This is a genomic window from Vibrio sp. Hep-1b-8 (genome assembly GCF_006124995.1).
GTDB lineage: Bacteria > Pseudomonadota > Gammaproteobacteria > Enterobacterales > Vibrionaceae > Vibrio.
The window spans coordinates 12,805-34,395 of the sequence record NZ_QEWN01000116.1 but is presented as its reverse complement, the minus strand read 5'-3'; the positions used below and the strand labels follow the sequence as shown (position 1 = coordinate 34,395).

The following is a 21,591-nucleotide window of genomic DNA, read 5'->3' as shown; positions in this document are numbered from 1 at the left end:
ACCTTGTATCGCCGAGTGGGATCACTTTTCTTCACTGGCTAACGCACCGAGAATCGAACAATGACTCGCATCATCATCAACATGCCCACAGCAGGCATCATTGATTTTTTTCAACGCACTGCGTATCCGTTGTAACTCACCAATTTTCTCATCAATCAAGTTCAGCTTTGCACTCGTAATCGCTTTCACTTCGGCACAACTATGTTCTGTTGCTTCTAGCTTTATCTCTAACAATTCACGAATCTCATCAAGACTCAAACCCAGATCTTTCGCCTTTAGGATAAAGCTGACCTGATTCTGGTTTTGTTGATTATATAAGCGGTAGCCAGACTCACTTCGCCCAGCAGGCTTAATCAGTTGGTTTTTCTCATAAAAACGCAGCGTGTCTGCGGTGACATTACACCGTTTTGCCAGTTCACCGATCTGAAACATAACTTTTCCTATTAACTGTTTCATTACTTTTTAAGTCAAAAGACGAGCTTTTTGCAATTAATTTTGCAATGCCAAACGATTGCGCGAGCTTTTTTGTAATAAATTAGTTAGAATGTGCGCCATCAAACTCAGAGACTAGTCTATCACCAGCCAATGCTGGAAAGGTCTTTACCAAAACTGGCCAATATTTTACTGCTATTTACCTAGTAAAGCGTAAGAACAAGTTCATTTTTGGCAAATATCTTTATTTATATATTAACTCTGTGACTTTGAGGAAATGGAAGCATGACTAACGCTCGTCCTATTCGCCGCGCCCTAATCAGCGTATCAGACAAAACTGGTATTGTTGAGTTTGCCCAAGCTCTTGCTAACCGTGGCGTTGATATTCTATCCACTGGTGGTACAGCTCGCCTACTAGCAGAGAAAGGGATCTCTGTTACAGAAGTATCAGACTACACTGGTTTCCCAGAAATGATGGACGGTCGTGTTAAGACTCTACACCCTAAAGTTCACGGTGGTGTGCTTGGCCGTCGAGGTCAAGATGATGATGTGATGGAAAAGCACGGCATCAACCCTATCGACATCGTAGTCGTTAACCTCTATCCGTTCGCAGAAACCGTTGCTAAAGAAGGTTGTACCTTAGCTGACGCCGTAGAAAACATCGACATCGGTGGCCCTACAATGGTTCGTTCTGCTGCTAAAAACCACAAAGACGTAACGATCGTGGTTAATGCTCACGATTACGAGCGTGTTATCGCAGAAATGGATGCTAACGATAACTCTCTAACCTTAGAAACTCGCTTCGATCTAGCGATTGCCGCATTCGAGCACACGGCTGCTTACGACGGCATGATCGCTAACTACTTCGGCACAATGGTTCCATCTTACGGTGCTTCCCCTGAAACCGTAAGCAAAGAAGGTGATGAAGAGAGCAAATTCCCTCGCACTTTCAACCAGCAGTTCATCAAGAAGCAAGATATGCGCTACGGTGAGAACAGCCACCAGGATGCCGCTTTCTACGTAGAAGCGAACCCAGAAGAAGCATCCGTTTCGACTGCACGCCAAATCCAAGGCAAGGCGCTTTCTTACAACAACATTGCCGATACTGATGCAGCACTATAGTGTGTTAAAGAGTTCGACGAGCCAGCTTGTGTCATCGTTAAGCACGCTAACCCATGTGGTGTAGCACTCGGTAGCAACATCCTAGAGGCATACGATCGTGCATACAAAACGGACCCAACGTCTGCATTCGGCGGCATTATCGCATTCAACAAAGAGCTCGATGCTGAAACAGCAACGGCTATCGTTGAGCGCCAGTTCGTTGAAGTGATTATCGCACCGTCTGTATCCGCTGAAGCGATTGAAGTGGTTGCAGCGAAGAAAAACGTTCGTCTACTTGAGTGTGGTGAATGGTCAACCAAGACGACAGGTTTTGATGTTAAACGTGTTAACGGTGGCCTTCTGGTTCAAGACCGCGATCAAGGCATGGTAAACCTAGATGACCTTAAAGTCGTGTCTAAACGCCAACCGACAGATGAAGAGCTAAAAGACGCGCTATTCTGCTGGAAAGTTGCGAAGTACGTTAAATCAAACGCGATTGTTTATTCAAAAGGCGACATGACTATCGGTGTTGGCGCAGGTCAAATGAGCCGAGTTTACTCAGCCAAAATCGCTGGTATTAAAGCGGCTGACGAAGGTCTGCAAGTCGAAGGCTGTGTAATGGCTTCAGATGCATTCTTCCCATTCCGTGATGGTATCGATGCAGCAGCAGAAGCGGGCATTAAGTGTGTAATTCAACCAGGCGGCTCTATGCGTGATGACGAAGTTATCGCAGCCGCAGACGAGCACGGTATGGCGATGATCTTTACGGGTATGCGTCACTTCCGCCACTAAAAAAGAAGCTAGAGCGCTTCGCGCAGAGTCGCGAGCAGCGAGTACGGTTAACAACAATCACTCGAAGCTCGCTACTCGATATTCGAAGCTAAGCAATTTGATTGAAGGATTTAAAATGAACGTATTGATTATTGGTTCTGGTGGTCGTGAACATGCTCTTGGCTGGAAAGCGGCACAAAACCCAAATGTAGAAACTGTTTTTATTGCACCAGGTAACGCAGGTACAGCACTTGAGCCTAAACTTGAGAACGTCAACATCGGCGTTGAGAGTATTTCTGAGCTGGTCGCTTTTGCGAAAGAAAAACAGATTGAGCTGACTATAGTCGGCCCTGAAGCTCCATTAGTAATCGGTGTGGTTGACGCTTTCCGTGAAGCGGGTCTGCCTATCTTTGGCCCTACGCAAGCCGCTGCTCAGCTGGAAGGTTCTAAAGCTTTCACCAAAGACTTCTTAGCACGCCACAATATTCCAACGGCGGCTTACGCAAACTTCACTGAAATTGAACCAGCACTTGCTTATGTTCGTGAGCAAGGCGCACCTATCGTCGTAAAAGCTGACGGCCTAGCCGCTGGTAAAGGCGTTATTGTTGCAATGACGCTAGAAGAAGCGGAAGAAGCGATTAAAGACATGTTGGCGGGTAACGCGTTTGGTGAAGCAGGTAGTCGTGTTGTCATTGAAGAGTTTCTCGACGGTGAAGAAGCTAGCTTTATCGTTATGGTCGATGGAAAAAGCGTACTACCAATGGCCACCAGCCAAGACCACAAGCGTGTCGGTGACAAAGACACAGGCCCGAATACCGGTGGTATGGGTGCTTACTCTCCTGCGCCAGTGGTTACTCCTGAAATTCATGAGCGAATCTTGGAAGAGGTTATCTACCCAACCGTTCGTGGGATGGATGCTGAAGGTGCACCGTACACAGGTTTCCTTTACGCTGGTCTAATGATCGACAAAGAAGGCACGCCAAAAGTGATCGAATACAACTGTCGATTCGGTGATCCAGAAACGCAACCAATAATGATGCGTATGGAGTCCGATCTTGTTGAGCTTTGCTTGATGGCAATCGACGAAAAGCTAGATGAAGCCGAATCTAAGTGGGATCCTCGCGCTTCTATCGGTGTGGTGCTGGCGGCAGGTGGCTACCCGGGTGATTATGCGAAAGGTGATGTCATTTCTCTCCCAGCGAATGAGCAGGAAGGAGAGAAAATCTTCCACGCTGGCACAACCAACAATGCTGATGGCGATGTGGTCACTAACGGTGGCCGTGTTCTATGCGCGACGGCGCTTGGAAACAGCGTCTCAGAGGCTCAGGAACGCGCTTACGTACTCGCTAAACAAGTTAGTTGGAACGGAATGTTCCATCGTCATGACATCGGCTACAGAGCGATTGAACGCGAGCAAGGGAAATAGCTTCTAGCTTCTAGCTTCTAGCTTCTAGCTTCTAGCTTCTAGCTTCTAAAACGTTAAAGGCTTGGTCATCAATACCAAGCCTTTTGTTTATTCTGGTCATCACCGATGGCTAGTGTCGCTGGCTAACAGTTACTCTTCAATCAGACTCGGCCGTTCGATGCAGTCATGACTATCATCTGCAAGCATCAGCAATTCACTAGCAACGATTCGATTGCCACGAGTAGTGCCAAGGAATGCCGCGTAGCTGTCAATCGTGGATAGGCGGTTGACGACAAAACTCGGCAAAGTTTCGTTAAACTCAACTTCTGAGTAACTCTTTCCTGAGCAAGTATCAAACGTCGAACCATCCCAATAGCCTTGAATAAGAGCTAAACCGTCTCGACTCTGCCCTTTAGTGACATCGGAAATGTTCAGCGCTTCTTGTTTCAACCAAGCTAATTTCTCAGATTTGAGCGGCAGTACACGTCCATCAAGCCGATATTGTTGATAAACCGCCTCACCATCTTTATTGAAACGTACATGAATACGATATGGCACTAGCGCTTTATTGTCTTTTAATTGCTCTCCCTCACGAATCAATTCTCGAAGTTGGCCTTCATCCCAGCGATAGTCTGTCTGATACCAACCGTAGTCGCCCGCACTGACATAATCAGCCGCAGTAAATGGGAAGCTCAACTTTTCGGTATACCAATATAAGCTAGTCGCATCACCAATAGTCTGGCCACCAGTATAATCAGAATATTGGTCAAGGTTTGGTGTCGGTACGCTAGAAGAGCAACCGATAAGTAAAGAAGCGATTAGTGAAGGGGCTAGTAACTTTTTCATCTTCATAAAACAAATATACGCCAAGATAGGGACTACCTTGACGCATTATATACAATCTAGAGCGATTGACTCTGAAATCGGTACTTAATTATTTCACTGAATCTTTCAGTGCTTTACCTGCTACGAATGCTGGTACATTTGCCGCTGCGATTTGGATCTCAGCACCTGTTTTAGGGTTACGGCCAGTACGTGCAGCACGGTGGTTAACTTTGAATGTACCAAAACCAATTAGTTGAACTTGGTCACCCTCTTTCAGTGCACCAGTCACACTTTCAAGAGTTGCTTCAAGAGCAGCTTTAGCTTGTGCTTTAGATAGATCTGCTTTCTCTGCGATAAAGTCGATTAATTGGGTCTTGTTCATTAGGTTTCCCTTCTCATAGGTTATCGAATTCCCCTCACTCTAAATCATAAATGCCCTATCTGGCAAAGGTTTGTAAGCGATCTTTAGCTCTCATGACGTACTTTTAACCATAATCTGAGCATTAACTCACAATTTGTTACTGTGACAGAGAAACTTAATACTTGTTTTTAACCATCTTTAGCCTTATTTATAAGCATGCAATAGCCCGTAAAGCCTGATATTTCGGGACTTAAAGCGAATAGAAAATGCTCACATCAATAATGCGCAGGCAAGAAAAGTTGCGCTTTTCATGCAAAATTCGATGGGGGCATAACACCACATAGGACATTTATGTTTCTGCTAACAATATACGTCTCTGTTGCGATTGGCGTATCGTTTATCTGCTCCGTTTTAGAAGCGGTTCTTCTGAGTATCTCACCAAGTTATATCGCCCAATTGCGTCAGCAAGGCCACCCTGCTGCCACCTCATTGGCTAAGTTAAAAACAGATATCGACCGACCACTGGCTTCGATTCTGACGCTAAACACGATTGCACACACAATCGGTGCGGCAACAGCAGGTGCTCAGGCTGCCGTGGTATTTGGTAGCGAATGGCTTGGTGTATTCTCTGGCGTACTGACGCTAGGCATACTTGTGTTGTCAGAAATCGTACCGAAAACTATTGGTGCGACCTACTGGCGTCAGCTAGCACCAATGGCTGCAACTACTCTGCGCTGGATGGTATGGGCGCTGACTCCGTTTGTGTGGTTCTCAGAGCAGATAACCAAACGCCTATCTCGAGGGCATCAAGCACCAAAAATGCGTGATGAACTATCGGCAATGGCGATTCTTGCGCGCGAGAGCGGAGAGTTTGCCGAAGGTGAGTCAAAGATGCTCAACAACCTTCTGGGTATTCAAGATGTACTTGTCACACAGGTCATGACCCCTCGCCCAGTGGTTTTTCGCGTTGATGCAGAAATGACAATCAATGAGTTTCTTGACCGTCATAAAGATTCGCCGTTTTCTCGTCCTCTGGTCTACAGCCAGTCTACGGACAATATTATTGGTTTTGTACACCGCCTCGAACTGTTCAAACTGCAACACGCTGGTAGTGGAGAAAAACAACTCGGAGCGGTAATGCGCCCAGTCCATGTTCTGCTCAACACCATTAAGCTACCAAAAGCCTTTGAACAAATGATGGCAAAGCGCCTGCAACTGGCCATGGTGGTCGATGAATACGGTACGATTCAAGGGATCTTAACCCTTGAAGACGTTTTCGAGCACTTAGTTGGTGAAGAGATTGTTGACGAAGCTGACCGTGCAACGGATATGCAGGAGCTTGCCTTTGAACGCTGGGAGAAGTGGAAGAAAACCCACGGCGTTATCGAAAGTCGCGATGATGACGAAAAGGCGAGTAGCGAGTAGCGAGTGGCGAGTGGCGAGTGGCGAGTTGCGAGTTGCGAGTGGCGAAAAGAAAGAGGGTTGACGTTTTATGTCAACCCTTCTCTTTTTCCTGTTTACTCATAGCTAGAAGCTAGATACTCGCAGCTTTCTAGATCTCTATACCGATATTACTGACACCTTCATCACGCAGTTCAAAACGTAAGTCTTTAATCAACTCAATATCACGCTCTTCTGCTTCACGAAGTGGACGGAAGATTGCCCATTGCACATCCCATTCACCGCAAACCGCTTCATTCTCTTTCTGGTTTTCGTTAGTAATCTCTTCACCCGTTTGCGCTTCTTCTAGTTGAGCAACCGTCATTACAGATTGTTGGCTAACCTTATGCATGTTTTCATACAGGTAGTCTCTATCTAGCAAGCCGTGAAGAAGATCGGACAGAGCCACACATGCGTCAATGGCTGGATAAACACCATAGAAGTCGAAATCCTCTGAGCTAGGAATAATTTCTTCTAACTTTTCTAGCTGGCGCTCAAAGTTCACTTTGGCGGTTTTAACGGTTAACTGTTCCCAAATACTATCCAAAATATCACGATAAATTCGCGCTTCGGCAAACTTGGTGCTTTCACAAAACATTGCGAAGTTTGGATACATACGTTCACACAAGCTCACCATAAAGGTAATCTGTTTCCATGGTTCTAACTTCTCAAGGCGAAGCTGAAGAGGATTCTGTAGCATAGAGACTCTTTGGGTCTGTTGACCTAGTTGCTGAATTAGACAGCGGAAAGTGTACTTGATAACCAACAGGGAAAAAAGCAAGGCGATGAACAATTTCACTCATAAAGTTTACCTTCTCACTGAAGATGACACTTATTACCTCAAGCTACTTGAATCCGCGCAGCTAGATGACTTAGAAGTTACTCAAAAACGCCACGAGGCAACGATCCTACTCGCCTCTCCGCCAATGGCGGCAAAATGCCTTGATGAGTTCCCAAAACTGGAGTGGATCCAATCTATCTATGCTGGTGTTGATGCGTTGCTTCCACATTTGAGCGGTTTTACAGGCCCATTGACCAATGTAAAAGGAATATTTGGTCAACAGATCTCTGAGTATGTACTTGGTTATAGCATTGCTTATCAGCGCCATTTTTATCACTATCATACCGAGCAACAGGGCTCTAACTGGCAACCAATGCCATACCAATCTCTAAGTGGCAAAAAAATGGTTGTTCTCGGCACAGGTTCCATTGGTTCCCATCTTGCAGAGGTTGCCAAAAGTTTTGCTATTGTCCCTATCGGAGTGAATCGCAGCGGTATACCGACAAAACACTCCCCTTTTACAGCAACCTACCATATTCAAGAACTGACCACTGCCCTGCAAGAAGCCGATATTGTCGTTAATACACTACCGAATACGCCTGAAACTCGACATATCCTCAACCAAGAGAGCTTATCGCACTGCCAAGGTGCTCTGCTATTTAATGTCGGCCGAGGCACTGCAGTAGAAGAAAATGGTCTGTTAAGTGCCTTGGACAATGGACATATCCGCCACGCGTTTCTCGACGTGTTTGCACAAGAACCACTGCCTGAGAGTCACCTTTTCTGGGCGCATGAAAATATTACGGTCACGCCACATATCGCAGCGTTAAGCTTTCCGGAACAAGTGGTCGATATCTTTGTAGAGAATTATCAAAGCTGGCGAGATGGGTTTGGTTTAATTAACACTGTGGATTTGGATAAAGGCTACTAGTGCCGAGAAAGATATATGTTGGATGATTTACTACAACAAGTAAGAGCTTGTCGGTTGTGTGAAGAGAACTTGCCCCTTGGCGCTAACCCGGTCATACAAGCTTCTGAATCTGCAAAGCTATTGATTATCGGCCAAGCCCCTGGAACTCGTGTCCATGAAACCTCAATCCCTTGGAATGACCCAAGCGGTAACAGACTAAGAGAATGGCTAGAGCTCGATAAAGAGACCTTTTACGATGAAAGTCAGGTAGCCATTATGCCGATGGGCTTGTGCTACCCAGGCAAAGGGACAAGTGGAGACTTACCGCCAAGAAAAGAGTGCGCGCCTAAATGGCATCAAGCGGTATTAGAACAATTACCTAATGTCGGTATGACCTTACTGATTGGCCAGTATGCGCAGAACTACTATCTCAGCGACAAACCTAAGACACTGACAGAAACCGTGCAGCAATGGCACCGCTGGGCACCAAAGTATCTGCCTTTACCGCACCCTTCACCACGCAATACCTTATGGCTGAAGAAAAATCCTTGGTTTGAAGCTGAAGTAGTGCCGTTTATTAGAGATTATGTACATCAGCACCTGAATAACTAGCGGACAAAAAAACGGAGACCGAAGTCTCCGTTTATGCAGTAGCTAAGTAGCTTGGGGAGGATTACATCATACCGCCCATACCACCCATGCCACCCATGCCGCCCATATCAGGCATAGATGAAGCATCTTTCTGTGGTAGGTCTGTCACCATAGCTTCAGTTGTGATCATTAGACCTGCAACTGATGCTGCGAACTGTAGTGCGCTACGAGTCACTTTAGTTGGATCTAGGATACCCATCTCAATCATGTCACCGTATTCGCCAGTTGCAGCGTTGTAACCGTAGTTACCTTCACCTGCACGAACGTTGTTCGCAACAACAGACTCTTCATCGCCTGCGTTCTTAGTGATTTGACGGATTGGCGCTTCCATTGCACGTAGAGCAACGCGGATACCAACGTTTTGTTCTTCGTTGTCACCTTCTAGGTTAGCAACTTTAGATGCTGCGCGAATAAGAGCCACACCACCACCAGCGACAACACCCTCTTCAACCGCAGCGCGAGTTGCATGAAGCGCATCTTCAACGCGGTCTTTCTTCTCTTTCATTTCAACTTCAGTTGCTGCGCCAACTTTGATCACTGCAACACCGCCAGCTAGCTTAGCTACGCGCTCTTGCAGTTTCTCTTTGTCGTAATCTGAAGTTGCTTCTTCGATCTGTTGACGAATTTGAGCAACACGACCTTGAATCATTGCTTCTTCGCCAGCACCATCGATGATAGTAGAGTTTTCTTTAGTAATGGTGACACGCTTAGCTTGACCTAGGTCTTCAAGAGTGACTTTCTCTAGCTCTAGACCGATCTCTTCAGAGATCACTGTACCGCCTGTTAGGATAGCGATGTCTTGTAGCATTGCTTTACGACGGTCACCAAAACCTGGGGCTTTAACAGCCGCTACTTTTACGATGCCACGCATGTTATTCACAACAAGTGTTGCTAGTGCTTCACCTTCAACATCTTCAGCAATGATAAGTAGTGGACGAGATGCTTTCGCTACCGCTTCTAGCGTTGGAAGAAGTTCACGAATGTTCGATACTTTCTTATCGACTAGTAGGATGAATGGGCTTTCTAGATCTACGCTGCCCGCTTCTTGGTTGTTGATAAAGTAAGGAGACAGGTAACCGCGGTCAAACTGCATACCTTCAACAACATCTAGCTCATCTTGCAGAGCCTGACCTTCTTCAACAGTAATCACACCGTCGCGGCCGACTTTTTCCATCGCTTCAGCAATGATGTTACCCACAGTTGCATCAGAGTTTGCTGAGATGGTACCAACCTGAGCGATCGCTTTTGTGTCTTTACACTCAACAGACAGTGCTTTTAGCTCTTCAACTGCTGCAACGACAGCTTTGTCGATACCGCGCTTAAGATCCATTGGGTTCATACCCGCTGCAACTGCTTTTAGGCCTTCGTTTACGATTGCTTGCGCAAGAACAGTTGCTGTCGTTGTACCGTCACCCGCAGCGTCGTTCGCTTGAGACGCAACTTCTTTAACCATCTGTGCGCCCATGTTTTGGAACTTGTCTTCAAGCTCGATTTCACGCGCAACAGAGACACCATCTTTAGTGATTGTTGGTGCACCGAAAGATTTGTCTAGTACAACGTTACGGCCTTTAGGGCCAAGAGTGACTTTTACTGCATCAGCTAGAATGTTCACACCCTCTAGCATCTTAATACGTGCGTCATTACCAAATTTAACGTCTTTAGCAGCCATCTTTAGTTTCCTTGTCTAAATTCTGTTTAGTGATTTCAAATTGAACCTGAGCAAAAAATTACTCAATGATTGCTATTACTCAACGATTGCCATGATGTCGTTTTCTGACATCACTAGCACTTCTTTACCGTCGATTTTTTCAGTTTTAGTACCGTAACCTTCAGCGAAGATAACTGTATCGCCAACTTTAACGTCCAACGGTAGTACTGTACCGTTTTCTAGGATGCGGCCTTTACCCACAGCTAGTACAACGCCGCGAGTAGATTTCTCTGCAGCAGAACCAGTCAGAACGATACCACCCGCTGACTTAGATTCAACTTCTTGGCGTTCTACGATAACTCGGTCGTGTAATGGACGAATGTTCATCGGTCGTCTCTCCTGAATTTCCATGGTTGGTTTGATAAGTGGCTTTCACAGCCTAGCGGTATCTATATGAGGGGTAGATTGGCTAAACCCAAGGGGGAATAAGAATATTTTTGAGAGTTTGAACACAAAACGAGTGGCGAGTGGCGAGTGGCGAGTGGCGAGTGGCGAGTGGCGAGTGGCGAGTGGCGAGTGGCGAGTGGCGAGTGGCGAGTGGCGAGTGGCGAGTGGCGAGAAATTTTATGGGGGCGACAGCTCATGTCAACTGATTTAATGCGACAGTAACTCTTCGAAACTCGAAGCTCAAAGCTCAAAGCTCAAAACTCGCAGCTCGAAGCTCGAAGCTCGAAGCTCGAAGCTCGAAGCTCGAAGCTCGAAACTCGAAACTCGAAACTCGAAACTCAATACTTATTTCTGAATCAGTGAGACAGTCATAATACGTTATGACATTGCTATAGAGCTGGACACTAATCACCTCCAATCATCCAAAAGAATCACCTGCGCAGTAGGTTGATTGTCTAGGTCTGTCACGTCACCATCGAGCACATCTTGAAACTTGACCATTTGCGAGACAAGTTCGCGCATCAGCACGACATTGGCATGATTGGGATTTTTACAGCTACCGACAATACGATCGATATGGCTTTGCTGCGCCCACAAACGATCCTGCATCTCTTTCGAGGCAGACAAAATCATTTCCTCACACATGTCGTACTTGAACTGAGTAAATGCTTCAGGATTATTTTGTGCGAGTGCCATCAATTCATCAAAAGAGGGCAAGGTTTGATTGATTAGTGGTGAACTCATAATAGCTCCTTACACGCAAAGCCTGTGGTTAACGACCTATCCTAAAGATAGGTCAATGCAGGGGAATCGCGTACTACGAAAACCATCAATCTCAAAATCAAGACAGCTCAATATACATCTAAACACAAAGACTCTGAAGAAAAGAGACTCGCTACACAATGGAATATACGCAGCGACGTTGACCTTGAATGATATGTTCGGAGCGTTCAATAGAGACATCTTTACCTAGCAAACTCTGAAAAACATTCAGTTCTGACTGGCATAAACTTGGGCAACGTGTCGCCGCTTTACAGATAGGACAATGATTTTCTATTAGCACATAACCTTGTGGAGTTTGCTCAAGCTCAGCCATGTAGCCTTCTTGCTTTCTCAGCTCCACCAACTTAGTCAGTTTAGAGAGTACGTCAGGGCAATGGCTTAATTCAGCTTGATAATTGGCTAATGTCTTTGCTTCCCTTTCATTGGCGACTTTCTGTACCCCTTCGGCACCAAACAGTGTTTCTACCGCCTCTATGACTTGGATAGTCAGCTCACTGTGGCGGTCAGCAAATTGAGCATGCCCTTTTGGGGTTAAGGACCAATGACGGGTGGGACGCCCGACTTTTACTTTCAGATCCTCAAAAGACAAAAAGCCGTCTTTTTGCAGGCTTTGCAGGTGTTGGCGAGCTCCCATGGTGGTCATGTTAAGTTGCTCAGCAAGCTGCTTAGCCGTGACTGCTCCATCTTTTTTAATTGTCTGTAGAATTAAATCAACACTTTTCATGCTTGCTCCCTCAACCACAAAAATATTATGGAGCAACCAATTAATAAAGCAAATGCTTTACAGGACTAACTCGGAGGTTACGGCACATACTGCATTGGGATAAGTTTTTTGCTTCGGCTGTATCGTTCGAATAAGTTTCTCAGCGTGTTTGGCAGTGCTGATAAATCCACGACCTTAAAACCATGCTGGCGATAAAACGATTCAAGATGTTGATAAGCGAAGCAATAGTCCTGATTGGCCAACACCTGCTGCTCACAATAGTTCATTAAGTGATGCCCTAACCCCTTTGCTCTCAAATCTGGAATCACTAACATACCTGTCAACAATCGACACTCTTCTATCTGACGAAAGCGAACCACCGCAACAATTTGCTGATCGATATACCCCGCGAGTATCAATTCATCTTTTTTGGCTTTCCCTGATGGGTAATAAGATTTATATAAGCGAGCTACGAGCGGCAGTTTAATCGGATCTAATACTTCTATATGCAGAGGGCTCATTATCACCAAGCTTCAATTTGAGGTAGAATGCTGGCAGTTTAGATTACTCAACGAAACCAATGCAAATTACAGCTAACGCCGACCTCCACCCGTACCATACTTTCTCTATCTCACAGCAGTGTGACTTCCTTGTTGAGGTGAACTCTACTGAAGAGATAAAGCAGGTTTATCAAAACCCGCAATGGAAACAGCTACCCAAGTTAATGCTAGGTAAAGGCAGCAATATGCTTTTTACCGAGCCTTATCATGGTGTAGTGATACTCAATAGAATTGTCGGCAAGCAAGTGACTGAGTCTGCAACGCATTGGCATCTGCATATTGCTGGTGGAGAAGATTGGCCATCACTTGTTGAATGGTCCGTCAATCATGGCTATGCAGGATTGGAGAATCTTGCTCTTATTCCTGGTTGTGCTGGCAGTGCTCCAATCCAAAATATCGGAGCCTATGGTGTTGAACTGAAAGATGTGTGTGAATATGTCGATATCCTTTGCCTCGATAGCTTTAGTATTCAGCGCCTCACTAATGAAGAGTGCAATTTTGGTTATCGAGATTCAATATTCAAGCATCAGTTGCATGGTAAAGCAGTCATTGTTGCGCTAGGGCTAAAGTTAGCCAAACAATGGCAACCTCAAATTGAGTATGGCCCGCTAAAATCCCTCGAACCAAATACTCCAACCGCTCAAGATATCTTTGAGCGTGTGTGCCAGATTCGTATGGAGAAACTTCCAGACCCAAACGTGACAGGTAACGCGGGGAGCTTTTTCAAGAACCCGGTGATCCCTCAATCACATTTTGAACTCCTCAAACAGCTGTTCCCAGATATCGTTGCCTACCCTGCTGACGGCGGGATGAAAATCGCAGCCGGATGGTTGATTGATCAATGTAAGCTTAAAGGCATCAGGATAGGCGGTGCACAAGTACACCCTATGCAGGCTCTAGTGTTAGTCAATAAAGACAACGCAACAGCGTCTGATGTTATTCAGCTGGCAGCTAAAGTTCGCTCTGAAGTGCTTAATCGCTATCAAATTGAGCTTGAACACGAAGTAAGATTTATGGGCTCACAACAAGAAACCAATCTGCAAGAGATTTTGGAGAAAGCACAATGAAAGAGCATTCGGTCAAGTTATCGATTCTAAAAACACTCTCTCAAGGTGGCTTTCACTCCGGCGAAGAGCTAGGTGAACAACTTGGCGTTTCTCGCGCTGCGATTAGTAAGCACATTAAAGGTATTCAAGATTGGGGGGTTGATATTTTTCGGGTGCAAGGCAAAGGTTATCAGCTTGCTAAGCCAATGCAGTTACTCGATCAGGAGACTCTTAATCAGGCTCTTTCTACCCCTGTAGAACTGATTCCCATCATTGATTCGACCAACCAATATCTTCTCGACCGCACTGACAGCCTTGAATCAGGATCTGTGTGTTTAGCGGAATATCAGGCCAAAGGTCGCGGTCGCCGTGGGCGTGAATGGATTTCTCCATTTGGTTCTAACCTCTATTTGTCTATGTACTGGCGCCTAGATGCTGGCATGGCTGCGGCGATGGGGCTAAGCCTAGTGGTTGGTGTCGCTATCGTTGAAGCTCTGGAAGAAATGGGGCTCAATGGCGTGAAGCTGAAATGGCCAAACGACCTCTATTATCAAGACCGCAAGCTCGCTGGCATTCTGGTAGAGATGTCGGGTCAAGCAGGCGCTGCTGCAAACTTAGTGATTGGTATGGGTATGAACCTGATGATGTCTGAATCCACTGAAGGTATCACTCAGCCATGGGCAAGCTTAAGCGAAGTAGGCAATAGCAAAGAAATCGACAGAAACCAACTTGCTATCACTATGATTAAGACGCTTCATACCGCCCTAAATGACTACGAGTTTAAGGGCATGGCAGGGTTTGTAGAAAGGTGGAATCGCCTCGATAACTTCATCGACCGACCGATTAAGTTGATCATGGGCCCGAGAGAGATTACTGGTATTGCTCGCGGCATCAATGAACAAGGCGCCGTCTTGTTAGAAACTGAACAAGGGCTTGAAAGTTATATTGGTGGCGAAGTCAGCCTTAGAGCGGCGAGTGGGGAGTAGCGAGTGGCGAGTGGCGAGTGGCGAGTGGCGAGTAGCGAGTGGCGAGTAGCGAGTGACGAGTGACGAGTGGCGAGTGGCGAGTGACGAGTAGCGAGTAGCGAGTGACGAGTGGGGAGTTACTTGCTTCGAAGTTTGACTATAAACGCCCCAAGCATGCGACTTAAATGTAAGCACTCTTCGGCCATGTCTTCTCCAACACATTTGGGAATGTATTGGATTTCAATCGCCATAAGAAGCTGAGTTCTTAGCTCTGCTAATGAGCCTTTCGCAATAGAAAGAAAGTGCGCCTTTTCTTTGTCAGTGTGCCTTTCCATCCCTTCAGCGATGTTACTGGGTACAGAAAGACCAGAGCGACAAATCTGATCTTTAAACCCATAATCCCTATGTTGTTTAAAGGATTTGTAGACTAAACAGCTTAAAGAAAAGCTTCTTTGCCATATAGTTAACTGTTCATGTTTCATGACGAATATCGACGAATAGAGTATTTATTTATTGTTATAGTCTTTTCTTATACGAAAAAATGAAAATGGTATTACATTGTGTGACAAAGCTGGGCTTTAGAGGTACAAACCTAGAGTCACCAAGCTCTAGACTAGCAACTCGAAACTCGCCGCTCTTTTAGCTTGATACTCGAAACTTTCAGCTTTGTTTGCTACTATCCCTGTCCACTTTTAGTAAAGGCAATACATCCAACATGATGACTAATAGGAATTTATTCGAACAACTTCCTACTTTGGCGCAAGATCCAGCACGGTTTGAAACCTTGTATTCTGCCAAAGATTTTCGAACTCGCTTGATTGAAGCGATTCGTCAGGCAAGTAAACGAATTTGCCTTATTGCTCTTTACTTAGAGGATGATGAAGCGGGAAGAGAAATATTATCAGAGCTTTATCAAGCTAAGCAGCGCAACCCTGGTTTAGATATCAGCGTATGCGTTGACTGGCATCGAGCGCAACGTGGCCTAATCGGTGCAGAACCTGGTGAAACCAATGCAGCGATGTATAAAAGCTTTGCTGAAAAGCACCAATACAAAATTCCCGTTTATGGCATTCCAGTTAGAGGCCGAGAAGTCTTTGGCGTGCTGCATCTAAAAGGCTTTATCATCGATGATACGGTTATCTACAGCGGCGCCAGCTTAAACAATATTTACCTAAACTATAAAGATCGCTATCGTTTTGATCGTTACCATGTTCTAGAGAATAAAGCTCTGGCAGATAGTATGGTGAACTTTGTCCAACATGAAATCGTTGCACACCCTGCTGTTAACGACCTTGCTTGCCCGAGCAAGCCTGAGACTAAAGAGATAAAAACTCAGATTCGCCAGCTTCGTGCAGCACTTGCAAAATCGTCTTATCAGTTTAACTCTCAACCAGTTTCCCAAGATCAAGTTGCGGTGACGCCGATTGTTGGCGTAGGCAAAAAACGCAATAAGCTCAATCAGGGTATTAACCAGCTGCTTGCTCAAGCAAAAGATGAGATCTTTATCTGTACGCCTTATTTCAACTTCCCTCGTAGTGTTGCGAAAGAAGTAAGAAAGGCCCTGAGACGCGGTGTGAAGGTGACTATTGTTGTCGGTGATAAAACGGCTAACGACTTTTACATCTCACCAGAAGAAGAGTTTAAAACCATTGGTGGTTTGCCTTACCTTTATGAACGCAATTTACGTCAGTTTGCCAAAGCAAACGAAGCAAATATTGCTAGCCGTAAGCTCTCTATCCACCTATGGAAACACGATGAGAACAGCTTCCACCTTAAAGGCATATGGGTAGATAAGCGCTACATGCTGATCACAGGCAACAACCTCAATCCAAGAGCTTGGAAGCTGGACTTAGAGAATGCAATATTCATTCAGGATAACTATCACCACTTAACACCTCAGTTTGAAAAAGAGGTGGAGAACATCCTTCAGCATACTCAGTTAATCTGTACTTACAGACAGCTAGAGAAGTTTGAAGACTATCCAGACGCAGTGCAAAAACTAATGCGTAAGATTACCCGAGTGAAAGCAGATCGGGTGTTGAAGCAGATTTTGTAATAGAGTTTCGAGCGGCGAGTAGCGAGTAGCTGCTCTTGTTAAGTTTAAAAGACTAATAAACATCCTCTATACGCGATCACCAGCACCTTTACCCAGCACAGTCTGGATTATATAAGAAAAGTATGATTTAACCGTCATCGAACTGATCATACGTTCATCCCACTCAGCCAATAGCTCTGGCGTAGACATATCGATTTCATTAACTTGAGCCAAACCTGTTATTCCTGGTCTTACATTAAACACGCCTTTTTCTTGCCTAGCATCAATAAGTTCTTTTTGATTAAACAGGCACGGACGTGGACCCACAAGGCTCATTTCACCCTTAACTACGTTAATCAACTGAGGTAGTTCATCAAGTTTGGTTTTACGAAGAAATCCGCCTAGCTTAGTTACTGAACTAGCACCAACAAGGTGTGTAGCTACTGACTTAGTCTCAACAGGCATAGTGCGGAACTTAATCAAAGTAAAAGGTCGCTGGTTTTTTCCTACACGAGTTTGACGGAATACCGGTGAACCAGTGTCAAAATAACCCAAGATGCAAATAACAACAAAAACGGGCCATAGCAACATGAGACCGAATAAAGCAGCAAAGAAATCTATTACACGAATCAACTTAAAACCTTTCAATAATCACTAAAGAGAGCCTTAATTACGTTTAAAAACGAGCTATTGGGAATCTAAATAGGCTTGCACTGTTCTATTCATACCTTGTTCGAAAGTAACAGGAGGTTCCCAATCTAAAATCTTTCGGGTATGAGAAATATCAACTTGTAGGCTACCACATAGTCGCTGCGATATTTGTGGCTTACCAATAAGCTTGGATGAAAAGTCGATGATAGACATAGGGATAGGTAGTAAGTGCGCTCTTTTGTTCATAGATAGAGCGACTGCTTTAAGCAAATGAGTCGTCGATACATCTTTACCATCAGAGACTAGGAATGTCTCTCCGGCTGCTTTAGGGTGCTTACAGCAAGTTAGTATTAGATCCACTAGGTTATCAATATATACAAGGCTACGACTGTTATGGATTGCTCCCAGCGGTAGTGGAATTCCTTTCTCTACCCAACGCATCATAGACAAGAAGTTGGCTTTGACAGCTGGCCCATAGACTAAAGGCGGACGAATTATCACAACTTCAATACCCGTTTCTTTGGCTAACTCTCTAAGTTGAACTTCAGCTTCGTACTTACTCAACCCATATGGATCATCAGGTACATGCACTAAATCAGGTTGAAACGGATAGCCTGATGGCGAGAACTCCCCATTCACCTTAATTGAGCTAATAAAAATGAATCGTTTAACGCCCGCTTGAGCGGCTTGCCTAGCAAGATTTAACGTACCTAGAGTATTCACCTCTCGATAAGCTTCCAGTGCCTCTATTGCTGACTCGTTCATCTGATGAACACGAGCAGCGCAATGAACCACGCAATCTATTCCTTCAAATGCACCAGACCAATCAGTTTGAGAATTAATTTCTGCGACAATAACAGCACTATCATCTAACATAGGTTTCCTAACTACATTGCGTGGCTCTAGCCCTTGCGTTTTGGCAACTTCGTAAACGCGACTTCCGAGAAAACCTGAACCACCTGTGAGGAGTAATTTCATTACTGCGACCGATTTTTAACCTTGTTCTGCACATTTTGTTAGAATCTTGAAGCTCTTCCCTAGCCTTTAAGGTTAAAGCTTTCTAAAATACAGGCGACATAATAACAAAGATACATTTCAACGGCAGCAATCATAAATGTTCACTCCTATCCAACTTCTGCTTAATGCAAGCCGACGTAATAAACGAATTATTAGCATTTGTTATGATCTATTCGCAGTAATCTTATCTCTTTATCTAGCTATTGCATTACGACTAGGAACTTATACTTTTGCTGTTGGCATCGAGGAATTCTGCAGCTTAATCGTGACAGTCTTAGTCACTATCTACAGCTTTGCAAAGTTAGGTATGTATAGAGCGGTGTTACGCTACATGATACTACCTGCAATTGGGCACATTTTCCTTGCAGTCCTGTTATCAGCTGTCGGTCTTGCTCTAAGCGGCTTTTTTTTCCACACATTTATTCCTCGTAGCGTTCCGTTTATTTATGCAGGCTTAGCGATTCTGAGTTTAGGTGGACCAAGAATATTTATAAGAACTATCTACTATCACTACTACAAAAGACAAAAGCCCAATGTTGTTATCTATGGTGCCGGTTCGACAGGGCGAGATCTCGCTTATGCTCTGATTCAAGGAGATGAATATCATCCTGTTGCTCTTTTGGATGATGACCGTTCCAAATCAGGTCAAATTATGTTTGGGATACGTGTATATCATCCCAACGAGTTTGAACGGTTACAATCGCTTTACCAACCTGTTAAGCTGCTGTTAGCAATCAATAATATAAATAAAGGCAAGCGACTTCGATTAGTGGAGAAGCTATCAAATTGGCCAATCGAAATTCAGTCAGTACCTTCAGTTGAAGATATTGCCGCAGGAAAAGCAAGTGCGACTGAAGTAAAAGACCTAGACGTTGCAGACCTCTTAGGACGTGCTCCCGTTGATCCAGATAAAGAACTACTGTCAAAAAACATCACTGGCAAAAATGTCATGGTTACAGGAGCTGGAGGGTCAATCGGCTCTGAGTTATGTCGACAAATCATCACTCAAAAGCCAAAAACATTAGTACTCTTTGAGCTCAACGAATACAACCTTTACACAATAGATCAAGAGCTCGGATTGATGGTTTCTAACCTAGAGACTGATACCAAGATAATTGCCGCTTTAGGTTCAGTACAAAAAGAGAATAGACTTACCAAGCTAATGGAAGCTCATCAAATCAACACAGTTTATCATGCTGCTGCTTATAAACATGTTCCTCTAGTTGAAGACAATATAATAGAAGGAATTCGCAACAACGTATTCGGAACCCTAGCATGCGCAAATGCCGCTATAAGTACTGGAGTTGAAAACTTTACACTGATATCAACAGACAAAGCCGTTCGCCCAACGAATATTATGGGTGCGAGCAAACGAATGGCTGAGTTGGTACTACAAGCACTAGCTGATAAACAAACAGGTACCACATTTACTATGGTGAGGTTTGGTAATGTACTCGGCTCATCCGGCTCAGTGGTACCACTATTTAAAAAACAAATCCGTTGTGGCGGCCCTGTAACGGTAACTCACCCTGACATTATAAGATACTTTATGCTTATACCTGAAGCTGCTCAGTTAGTTATTCAAGCAGGAGCTATGGGGAACAATGGTCAGGTGTTTGTTCTAGATATGGGTGAACCTGTAAAAATACTTGACCTTGCAAAAAGAATGATACACCTAATGGGGATGCAAGAGAGCTCCGAAGGGAAGCATGAAGAAGGTGACGTGGAAATTAGATTCACTGGCCTTAGGCCTGGTGAAAAGTTATATGAGGAACTTTTAATTGGTGATAATGTGGAAGGTACGAGTCATAAAAAAATAATGACTGCATTAGAAGATAAGCTTAACTGGGAAGAAATGAAGTATACGATAGATAAGCTATCTCAATTGTGTGAGCAATCAAATCAAGACAAAATTAAAGAAGTTTTAATTCTATCACCATTAAATTATCGGCCAAAATCTGATGTCTAAAAAACGCCATTTATTAGTATACTTCGCCTCTTCTTATAAAGAGTTATATCAGTTATATATGTGGGAGGCTCTGTTTGAGGCTTTGTCTGAAGACTACCAACTTGAAGTGATATTTAGGAACCCCGTTTCCTATTATAAATATAATGGTAAGTTCGATAAAAAACTATGCTTGAAAACTTCCACTCTATATCTACACATAGACTCAATAAATGTATCGGCCTGTATTTATGTAAACAACACCTTATTAAACTACCATATGCTAAAATATTATCATTTTAAGCATTTACACCTTGGGCACGGGGAGAGTGATAAGAGCTGCTCAAAAACTTATCATTTCAATGCATATAGTGACATTTTAGCTTCTGGTGAAATAGCGAAATCAAGACTCACTTCCATCGGTATATCTAGTGAAAAAATTCACATCATTGGTAAAGCTTCCAAGTCAAACTCACTTCGAAGCATTAAATTATTTAATAATGAACGCCCTACGATTCTATATGCTCCGACTTGGGAGGGAGGAACTAAAGAAAATAGATTTACCTCAATTGAAGAAGTAGGTATTCAGCTCGTAGAGCATTACTGCAATAGTGAATACAACTTAATATTCAAGCCTCATCCACTGATCGGAAAAAAAAGCTCGAACGCTAAAAAAGCCCTAAGGACATGTACAAAACTAGTAAACAACTCAGACAGTGCTTACACTTATACTGATGATATAGCTGATGTATTGCATTTCAGCAACCTCCTAGTGACTGATGTTTCAAGTATAGTTATAGACTACTTAAAACTTAACAAGCCCTATGTGACATTTGTACCTGAACATTTTAAGGGCGAAGCCAAAAAAATTGAGGCTATAAATAACTCTTCCAGTGCAAGCACTTTCGAAGAAATAGTTCTTGGAATCGAAACAGAGATAAGGAAAGAGCCTAATAACGAAAATCTATTTAATCGATATGTGTCTTGTGATGACATAAATTTAGTCTCAAACAATATCAAAAAAATAATTGACCAATAGATAACGAGTAAATAATTAACTTATTTGATTTAAAGTCCATAACAGATAATACAACCAGCCCCTCAGCATTATAAT

General features: G+C 44.1%; 22 protein-coding genes and 1 pseudogene. 11 read left to right on the top strand and 12 right to left on the bottom strand.

Features of this window, described 5'->3' with window-relative positions; genetic code table 11:
- Nucleotides 1-21: 21 nt before the first annotated feature.
- Nucleotides 22-432, bottom strand: coding sequence for a Zn(2+)-responsive transcriptional regulator (gene zntR / locus DA100_RS15760; protein WP_138972999.1), 411 nt, complete (start codon nucleotides 430-432; stop codon nucleotides 22-24).
- A 285-nt stretch (nucleotides 433-717) separates the two neighbouring features.
- Here zntR and purH point away from each other — a divergent pair.
- Both purH and purD read left to right on the top strand, forming a co-directional pair.
- A pseudogene (purH, locus tag DA100_RS15755) lies at nucleotides 718-2,325 on the top strand (bifunctional phosphoribosylaminoimidazolecarboxamide formyltransferase/IMP cyclohydrolase).
- A gap of 115 nt (nucleotides 2,326-2,440) precedes the next feature.
- Complete coding sequence (purD, locus tag DA100_RS15750; protein ID WP_138972998.1) at nucleotides 2,441-3,730, top strand: phosphoribosylamine--glycine ligase; 1,290 nt, start codon at nucleotides 2,441-2,443, stop codon at nucleotides 3,728-3,730.
- Between the two features lie 129 nt (nucleotides 3,731-3,859).
- Here the strand turns inward: purD and DA100_RS15745 are convergent, their stop codons facing one another.
- Together DA100_RS15745 and hupA are read right to left on the bottom strand one after the other, a co-directional pair.
- Nucleotides 3,860-4,555, bottom strand: a complete 696-nt coding sequence (locus DA100_RS15745; RefSeq protein WP_171052235.1) for a DUF1481 domain-containing protein — start codon at nucleotides 4,553-4,555, stop codon at nucleotides 3,860-3,862.
- 88 nt (nucleotides 4,556-4,643) lie between these two features.
- A complete protein-coding gene (gene hupA / locus DA100_RS15740) occupies nucleotides 4,644-4,916 on the bottom strand; it encodes a nucleoid-associated protein HU-alpha (protein WP_138972997.1) in 273 nt (90 codons plus the stop codon).
- A gap of 330 nt (nucleotides 4,917-5,246) precedes the next feature.
- Here hupA and DA100_RS15735 point away from each other — a divergent pair, with 330 nt between their 5' ends.
- Nucleotides 5,247-6,320, top strand: a complete 1,074-nt coding sequence (locus DA100_RS15735) for a hemolysin family protein (protein ID WP_138972996.1) — start codon at nucleotides 5,247-5,249, stop codon at nucleotides 6,318-6,320.
- A 127-nt stretch (nucleotides 6,321-6,447) separates the two neighbouring features.
- On the opposite strand, the gene DA100_RS15730 is transcribed toward DA100_RS15735, so the two are convergent.
- Nucleotides 6,448-7,035 (bottom strand): DUF416 family protein, encoded by a 588-nt coding sequence (locus DA100_RS15730; protein ID WP_138972995.1) that lies wholly within the window; start codon nucleotides 7,033-7,035, stop codon nucleotides 6,448-6,450.
- An 85-nt stretch (nucleotides 7,036-7,120) separates the two neighbouring features.
- Between DA100_RS15730 and DA100_RS15725 the strand changes: the two genes are divergently transcribed.
- Both DA100_RS15725 and DA100_RS15720 read left to right on the top strand, forming a co-directional pair.
- Entirely contained in the window at nucleotides 7,121-8,047 is a 927-nt protein-coding gene (locus DA100_RS15725; RefSeq protein ID WP_138972994.1) for a D-2-hydroxyacid dehydrogenase, read from the top strand.
- A gap of 15 nt (nucleotides 8,048-8,062) precedes the next feature.
- Nucleotides 8,063-8,638, top strand: a complete 576-nt coding sequence (locus DA100_RS15720) for a uracil-DNA glycosylase family protein (protein ID WP_138972993.1) — start codon at nucleotides 8,063-8,065, stop codon at nucleotides 8,636-8,638.
- A gap of 61 nt (nucleotides 8,639-8,699) precedes the next feature.
- On the opposite strand, the gene groL is transcribed toward DA100_RS15720, so the two are convergent.
- Nucleotides 8,700-10,346 carry a chaperonin GroEL gene (gene groL, locus DA100_RS15715; RefSeq protein WP_138972992.1) on the bottom strand — a complete coding sequence of 549 codons (1,647 nt, stop codon included), beginning with the start codon at nucleotides 10,344-10,346 and terminating at the stop codon, nucleotides 8,700-8,702.
- A 75-nt stretch (nucleotides 10,347-10,421) separates the two neighbouring features.
- The gene (locus tag DA100_RS15710) at nucleotides 10,422-10,712 is read right to left on the bottom strand and encodes a co-chaperone GroES (protein ID WP_004410737.1); all 291 of its coding nucleotides are present in this window, start codon (nucleotides 10,710-10,712) and stop codon (nucleotides 10,422-10,424) included.
- Between the two features lie 140 nt (nucleotides 10,713-10,852).
- On the opposite strand from DA100_RS15710, the gene DA100_RS21545 reads away from it, so the two are divergent.
- Nucleotides 10,853-10,978, top strand: coding sequence for a hypothetical protein (locus DA100_RS21545; RefSeq protein ID WP_276608349.1), 126 nt, complete (start codon nucleotides 10,853-10,855; stop codon nucleotides 10,976-10,978).
- Between the two features lie 202 nt (nucleotides 10,979-11,180).
- Here DA100_RS21545 and DA100_RS15700 read toward each other — a convergent pair whose 3' ends face one another.
- The 3 genes from DA100_RS15700 to DA100_RS15690 form a co-directional block, all read right to left on the bottom strand.
- Nucleotides 11,181-11,516, bottom strand: a complete 336-nt coding sequence (locus DA100_RS15700) for a DUF3135 domain-containing protein (protein WP_138972991.1) — start codon at nucleotides 11,514-11,516, stop codon at nucleotides 11,181-11,183.
- Nucleotides 11,517-11,667: 151 nt separating this feature from the next.
- The gene (locus tag DA100_RS15695; protein ID WP_138972990.1) at nucleotides 11,668-12,279 is read right to left on the bottom strand and encodes a metalloregulator ArsR/SmtB family transcription factor; all 612 of its coding nucleotides are present in this window, start codon (nucleotides 12,277-12,279) and stop codon (nucleotides 11,668-11,670) included.
- A gap of 77 nt (nucleotides 12,280-12,356) precedes the next feature.
- Nucleotides 12,357-12,779, bottom strand: a complete 423-nt coding sequence (locus DA100_RS15690) for a GNAT family N-acetyltransferase (protein ID WP_138972989.1) — start codon at nucleotides 12,777-12,779, stop codon at nucleotides 12,357-12,359.
- 59 nt (nucleotides 12,780-12,838) lie between these two features.
- On the opposite strand from DA100_RS15690, the gene murB reads away from it, so the two are divergent.
- Nucleotides 12,839-13,885, top strand: a complete 1,047-nt coding sequence (gene murB / locus DA100_RS15685) for a UDP-N-acetylmuramate dehydrogenase (RefSeq protein ID WP_138972988.1) — start codon at nucleotides 12,839-12,841, stop codon at nucleotides 13,883-13,885.
- The gene (gene birA / locus DA100_RS15680; protein WP_138972987.1) at nucleotides 13,882-14,850 is read left to right on the top strand and encodes a bifunctional biotin--[acetyl-CoA-carboxylase] ligase/biotin operon repressor BirA; all 969 of its coding nucleotides are present in this window, start codon (nucleotides 13,882-13,884) and stop codon (nucleotides 14,848-14,850) included. Before murB ends, birA begins: the two co-directional genes overlap by 4 nt.
- A 116-nt stretch (nucleotides 14,851-14,966) precedes the next feature.
- On the opposite strand, the gene DA100_RS15675 is transcribed toward birA, so the two are convergent.
- On the bottom strand, nucleotides 14,967-15,311 hold the full coding sequence (locus DA100_RS15675; RefSeq protein WP_138972986.1) for a four helix bundle protein: 345 nt from the start codon (nucleotides 15,309-15,311) through the stop codon (nucleotides 14,967-14,969).
- A gap of 233 nt (nucleotides 15,312-15,544) precedes the next feature.
- Between DA100_RS15675 and pssA the strand changes: the two genes are divergently transcribed.
- Complete coding sequence (pssA, locus tag DA100_RS15670) at nucleotides 15,545-16,885, top strand: CDP-diacylglycerol--serine O-phosphatidyltransferase (RefSeq protein WP_138972985.1); 1,341 nt, start codon at nucleotides 15,545-15,547, stop codon at nucleotides 16,883-16,885.
- A gap of 66 nt (nucleotides 16,886-16,951) precedes the next feature.
- On the opposite strand, the gene DA100_RS15665 is transcribed toward pssA, so the two are convergent.
- Nucleotides 16,952-17,497, bottom strand: coding sequence for a sugar transferase (locus DA100_RS15665; RefSeq protein WP_138972984.1), 546 nt, complete (start codon nucleotides 17,495-17,497; stop codon nucleotides 16,952-16,954).
- Between the two features lie 54 nt (nucleotides 17,498-17,551).
- On the bottom strand, nucleotides 17,552-18,493 hold the full coding sequence (locus DA100_RS15660) for an SDR family oxidoreductase (protein WP_138972983.1): 942 nt from the start codon (nucleotides 18,491-18,493) through the stop codon (nucleotides 17,552-17,554).
- A gap of 136 nt (nucleotides 18,494-18,629) precedes the next feature.
- On the opposite strand from DA100_RS15660, the gene DA100_RS15655 reads away from it, so the two are divergent.
- Nucleotides 18,630-20,501, top strand: a complete 1,872-nt coding sequence (locus DA100_RS15655; protein WP_138972982.1) for a nucleoside-diphosphate sugar epimerase/dehydratase — start codon at nucleotides 18,630-18,632, stop codon at nucleotides 20,499-20,501.
- Nucleotides 20,494-21,516 carry a CDP-glycerol glycerophosphotransferase family protein gene (locus tag DA100_RS15650; RefSeq protein ID WP_138972981.1) on the top strand — a complete coding sequence of 341 codons (1,023 nt, stop codon included), beginning with the start codon at nucleotides 20,494-20,496 and terminating at the stop codon, nucleotides 21,514-21,516. Before DA100_RS15655 ends, DA100_RS15650 begins: the two co-directional genes overlap by 8 nt.
- Nucleotides 21,517-21,591: the final 75 nt, after the last annotated feature.

Coding starts and splice junctions, on each gene's coding strand:
- groL (WP_138972992.1), bottom strand. CDS start 10,346: ATGGCTGCTAAAGACGTTAAATTTGGTAATGACGCACGTATTAAGATG.
- DA100_RS15725 (WP_138972994.1), top strand. CDS start 7,121: ATGAACAATTTCACTCATAAAGTTTACCTTCTCACTGAAGATGACACT.
- DA100_RS15660 (WP_138972983.1), bottom strand. CDS start 18,493: ATGAAATTACTCCTCACAGGTGGTTCAGGTTTTCTCGGAAGTCGCGTT.
- DA100_RS15655 (WP_138972982.1), top strand. CDS start 18,630: ATGTTCACTCCTATCCAACTTCTGCTTAATGCAAGCCGACGTAATAAA.
- zntR (WP_138972999.1), bottom strand. CDS start 432: ATGTTTCAGATCGGTGAACTGGCAAAACGGTGTAATGTCACCGCAGAC.
- birA (WP_138972987.1), top strand. CDS start 13,882: ATGAAAGAGCATTCGGTCAAGTTATCGATTCTAAAAACACTCTCTCAA.
- DA100_RS15730 (WP_138972995.1), bottom strand. CDS start 7,035: ATGCTACAGAATCCTCTTCAGCTTCGCCTTGAGAAGTTAGAACCATGG.
- DA100_RS15650 (WP_138972981.1), top strand. CDS start 20,494: ATGTCTAAAAAACGCCATTTATTAGTATACTTCGCCTCTTCTTATAAA.
- pssA (WP_138972985.1), top strand. CDS start 15,545: ATGATGACTAATAGGAATTTATTCGAACAACTTCCTACTTTGGCGCAA.
- murB (WP_138972988.1), top strand. CDS start 12,839: ATGCAAATTACAGCTAACGCCGACCTCCACCCGTACCATACTTTCTCT.
- hupA (WP_138972997.1), bottom strand. CDS start 4,916: ATGAACAAGACCCAATTAATCGACTTTATCGCAGAGAAAGCAGATCTA.
- DA100_RS15675 (WP_138972986.1), bottom strand. CDS start 15,311: ATGAAACATGAACAGTTAACTATATGGCAAAGAAGCTTTTCTTTAAGC.
- DA100_RS15735 (WP_138972996.1), top strand. CDS start 5,247: ATGTTTCTGCTAACAATATACGTCTCTGTTGCGATTGGCGTATCGTTT.
- DA100_RS15695 (WP_138972990.1), bottom strand. CDS start 12,279: ATGAAAAGTGTTGATTTAATTCTACAGACAATTAAAAAAGATGGAGCA.
- DA100_RS15700 (WP_138972991.1), bottom strand. CDS start 11,516: ATGAGTTCACCACTAATCAATCAAACCTTGCCCTCTTTTGATGAATTG.
- purD (WP_138972998.1), top strand. CDS start 2,441: ATGAACGTATTGATTATTGGTTCTGGTGGTCGTGAACATGCTCTTGGC.
- DA100_RS15710 (WP_004410737.1), bottom strand. CDS start 10,712: ATGAACATTCGTCCATTACACGACCGAGTTATCGTAGAACGCCAAGAA.
- DA100_RS15745 (WP_171052235.1), bottom strand. CDS start 4,555: ATGAAAAAGTTACTAGCCCCTTCACTAATCGCTTCTTTACTTATCGGT.
- DA100_RS15720 (WP_138972993.1), top strand. CDS start 8,063: ATGTTGGATGATTTACTACAACAAGTAAGAGCTTGTCGGTTGTGTGAA.
- DA100_RS15690 (WP_138972989.1), bottom strand. CDS start 12,779: ATGAGCCCTCTGCATATAGAAGTATTAGATCCGATTAAACTGCCGCTC.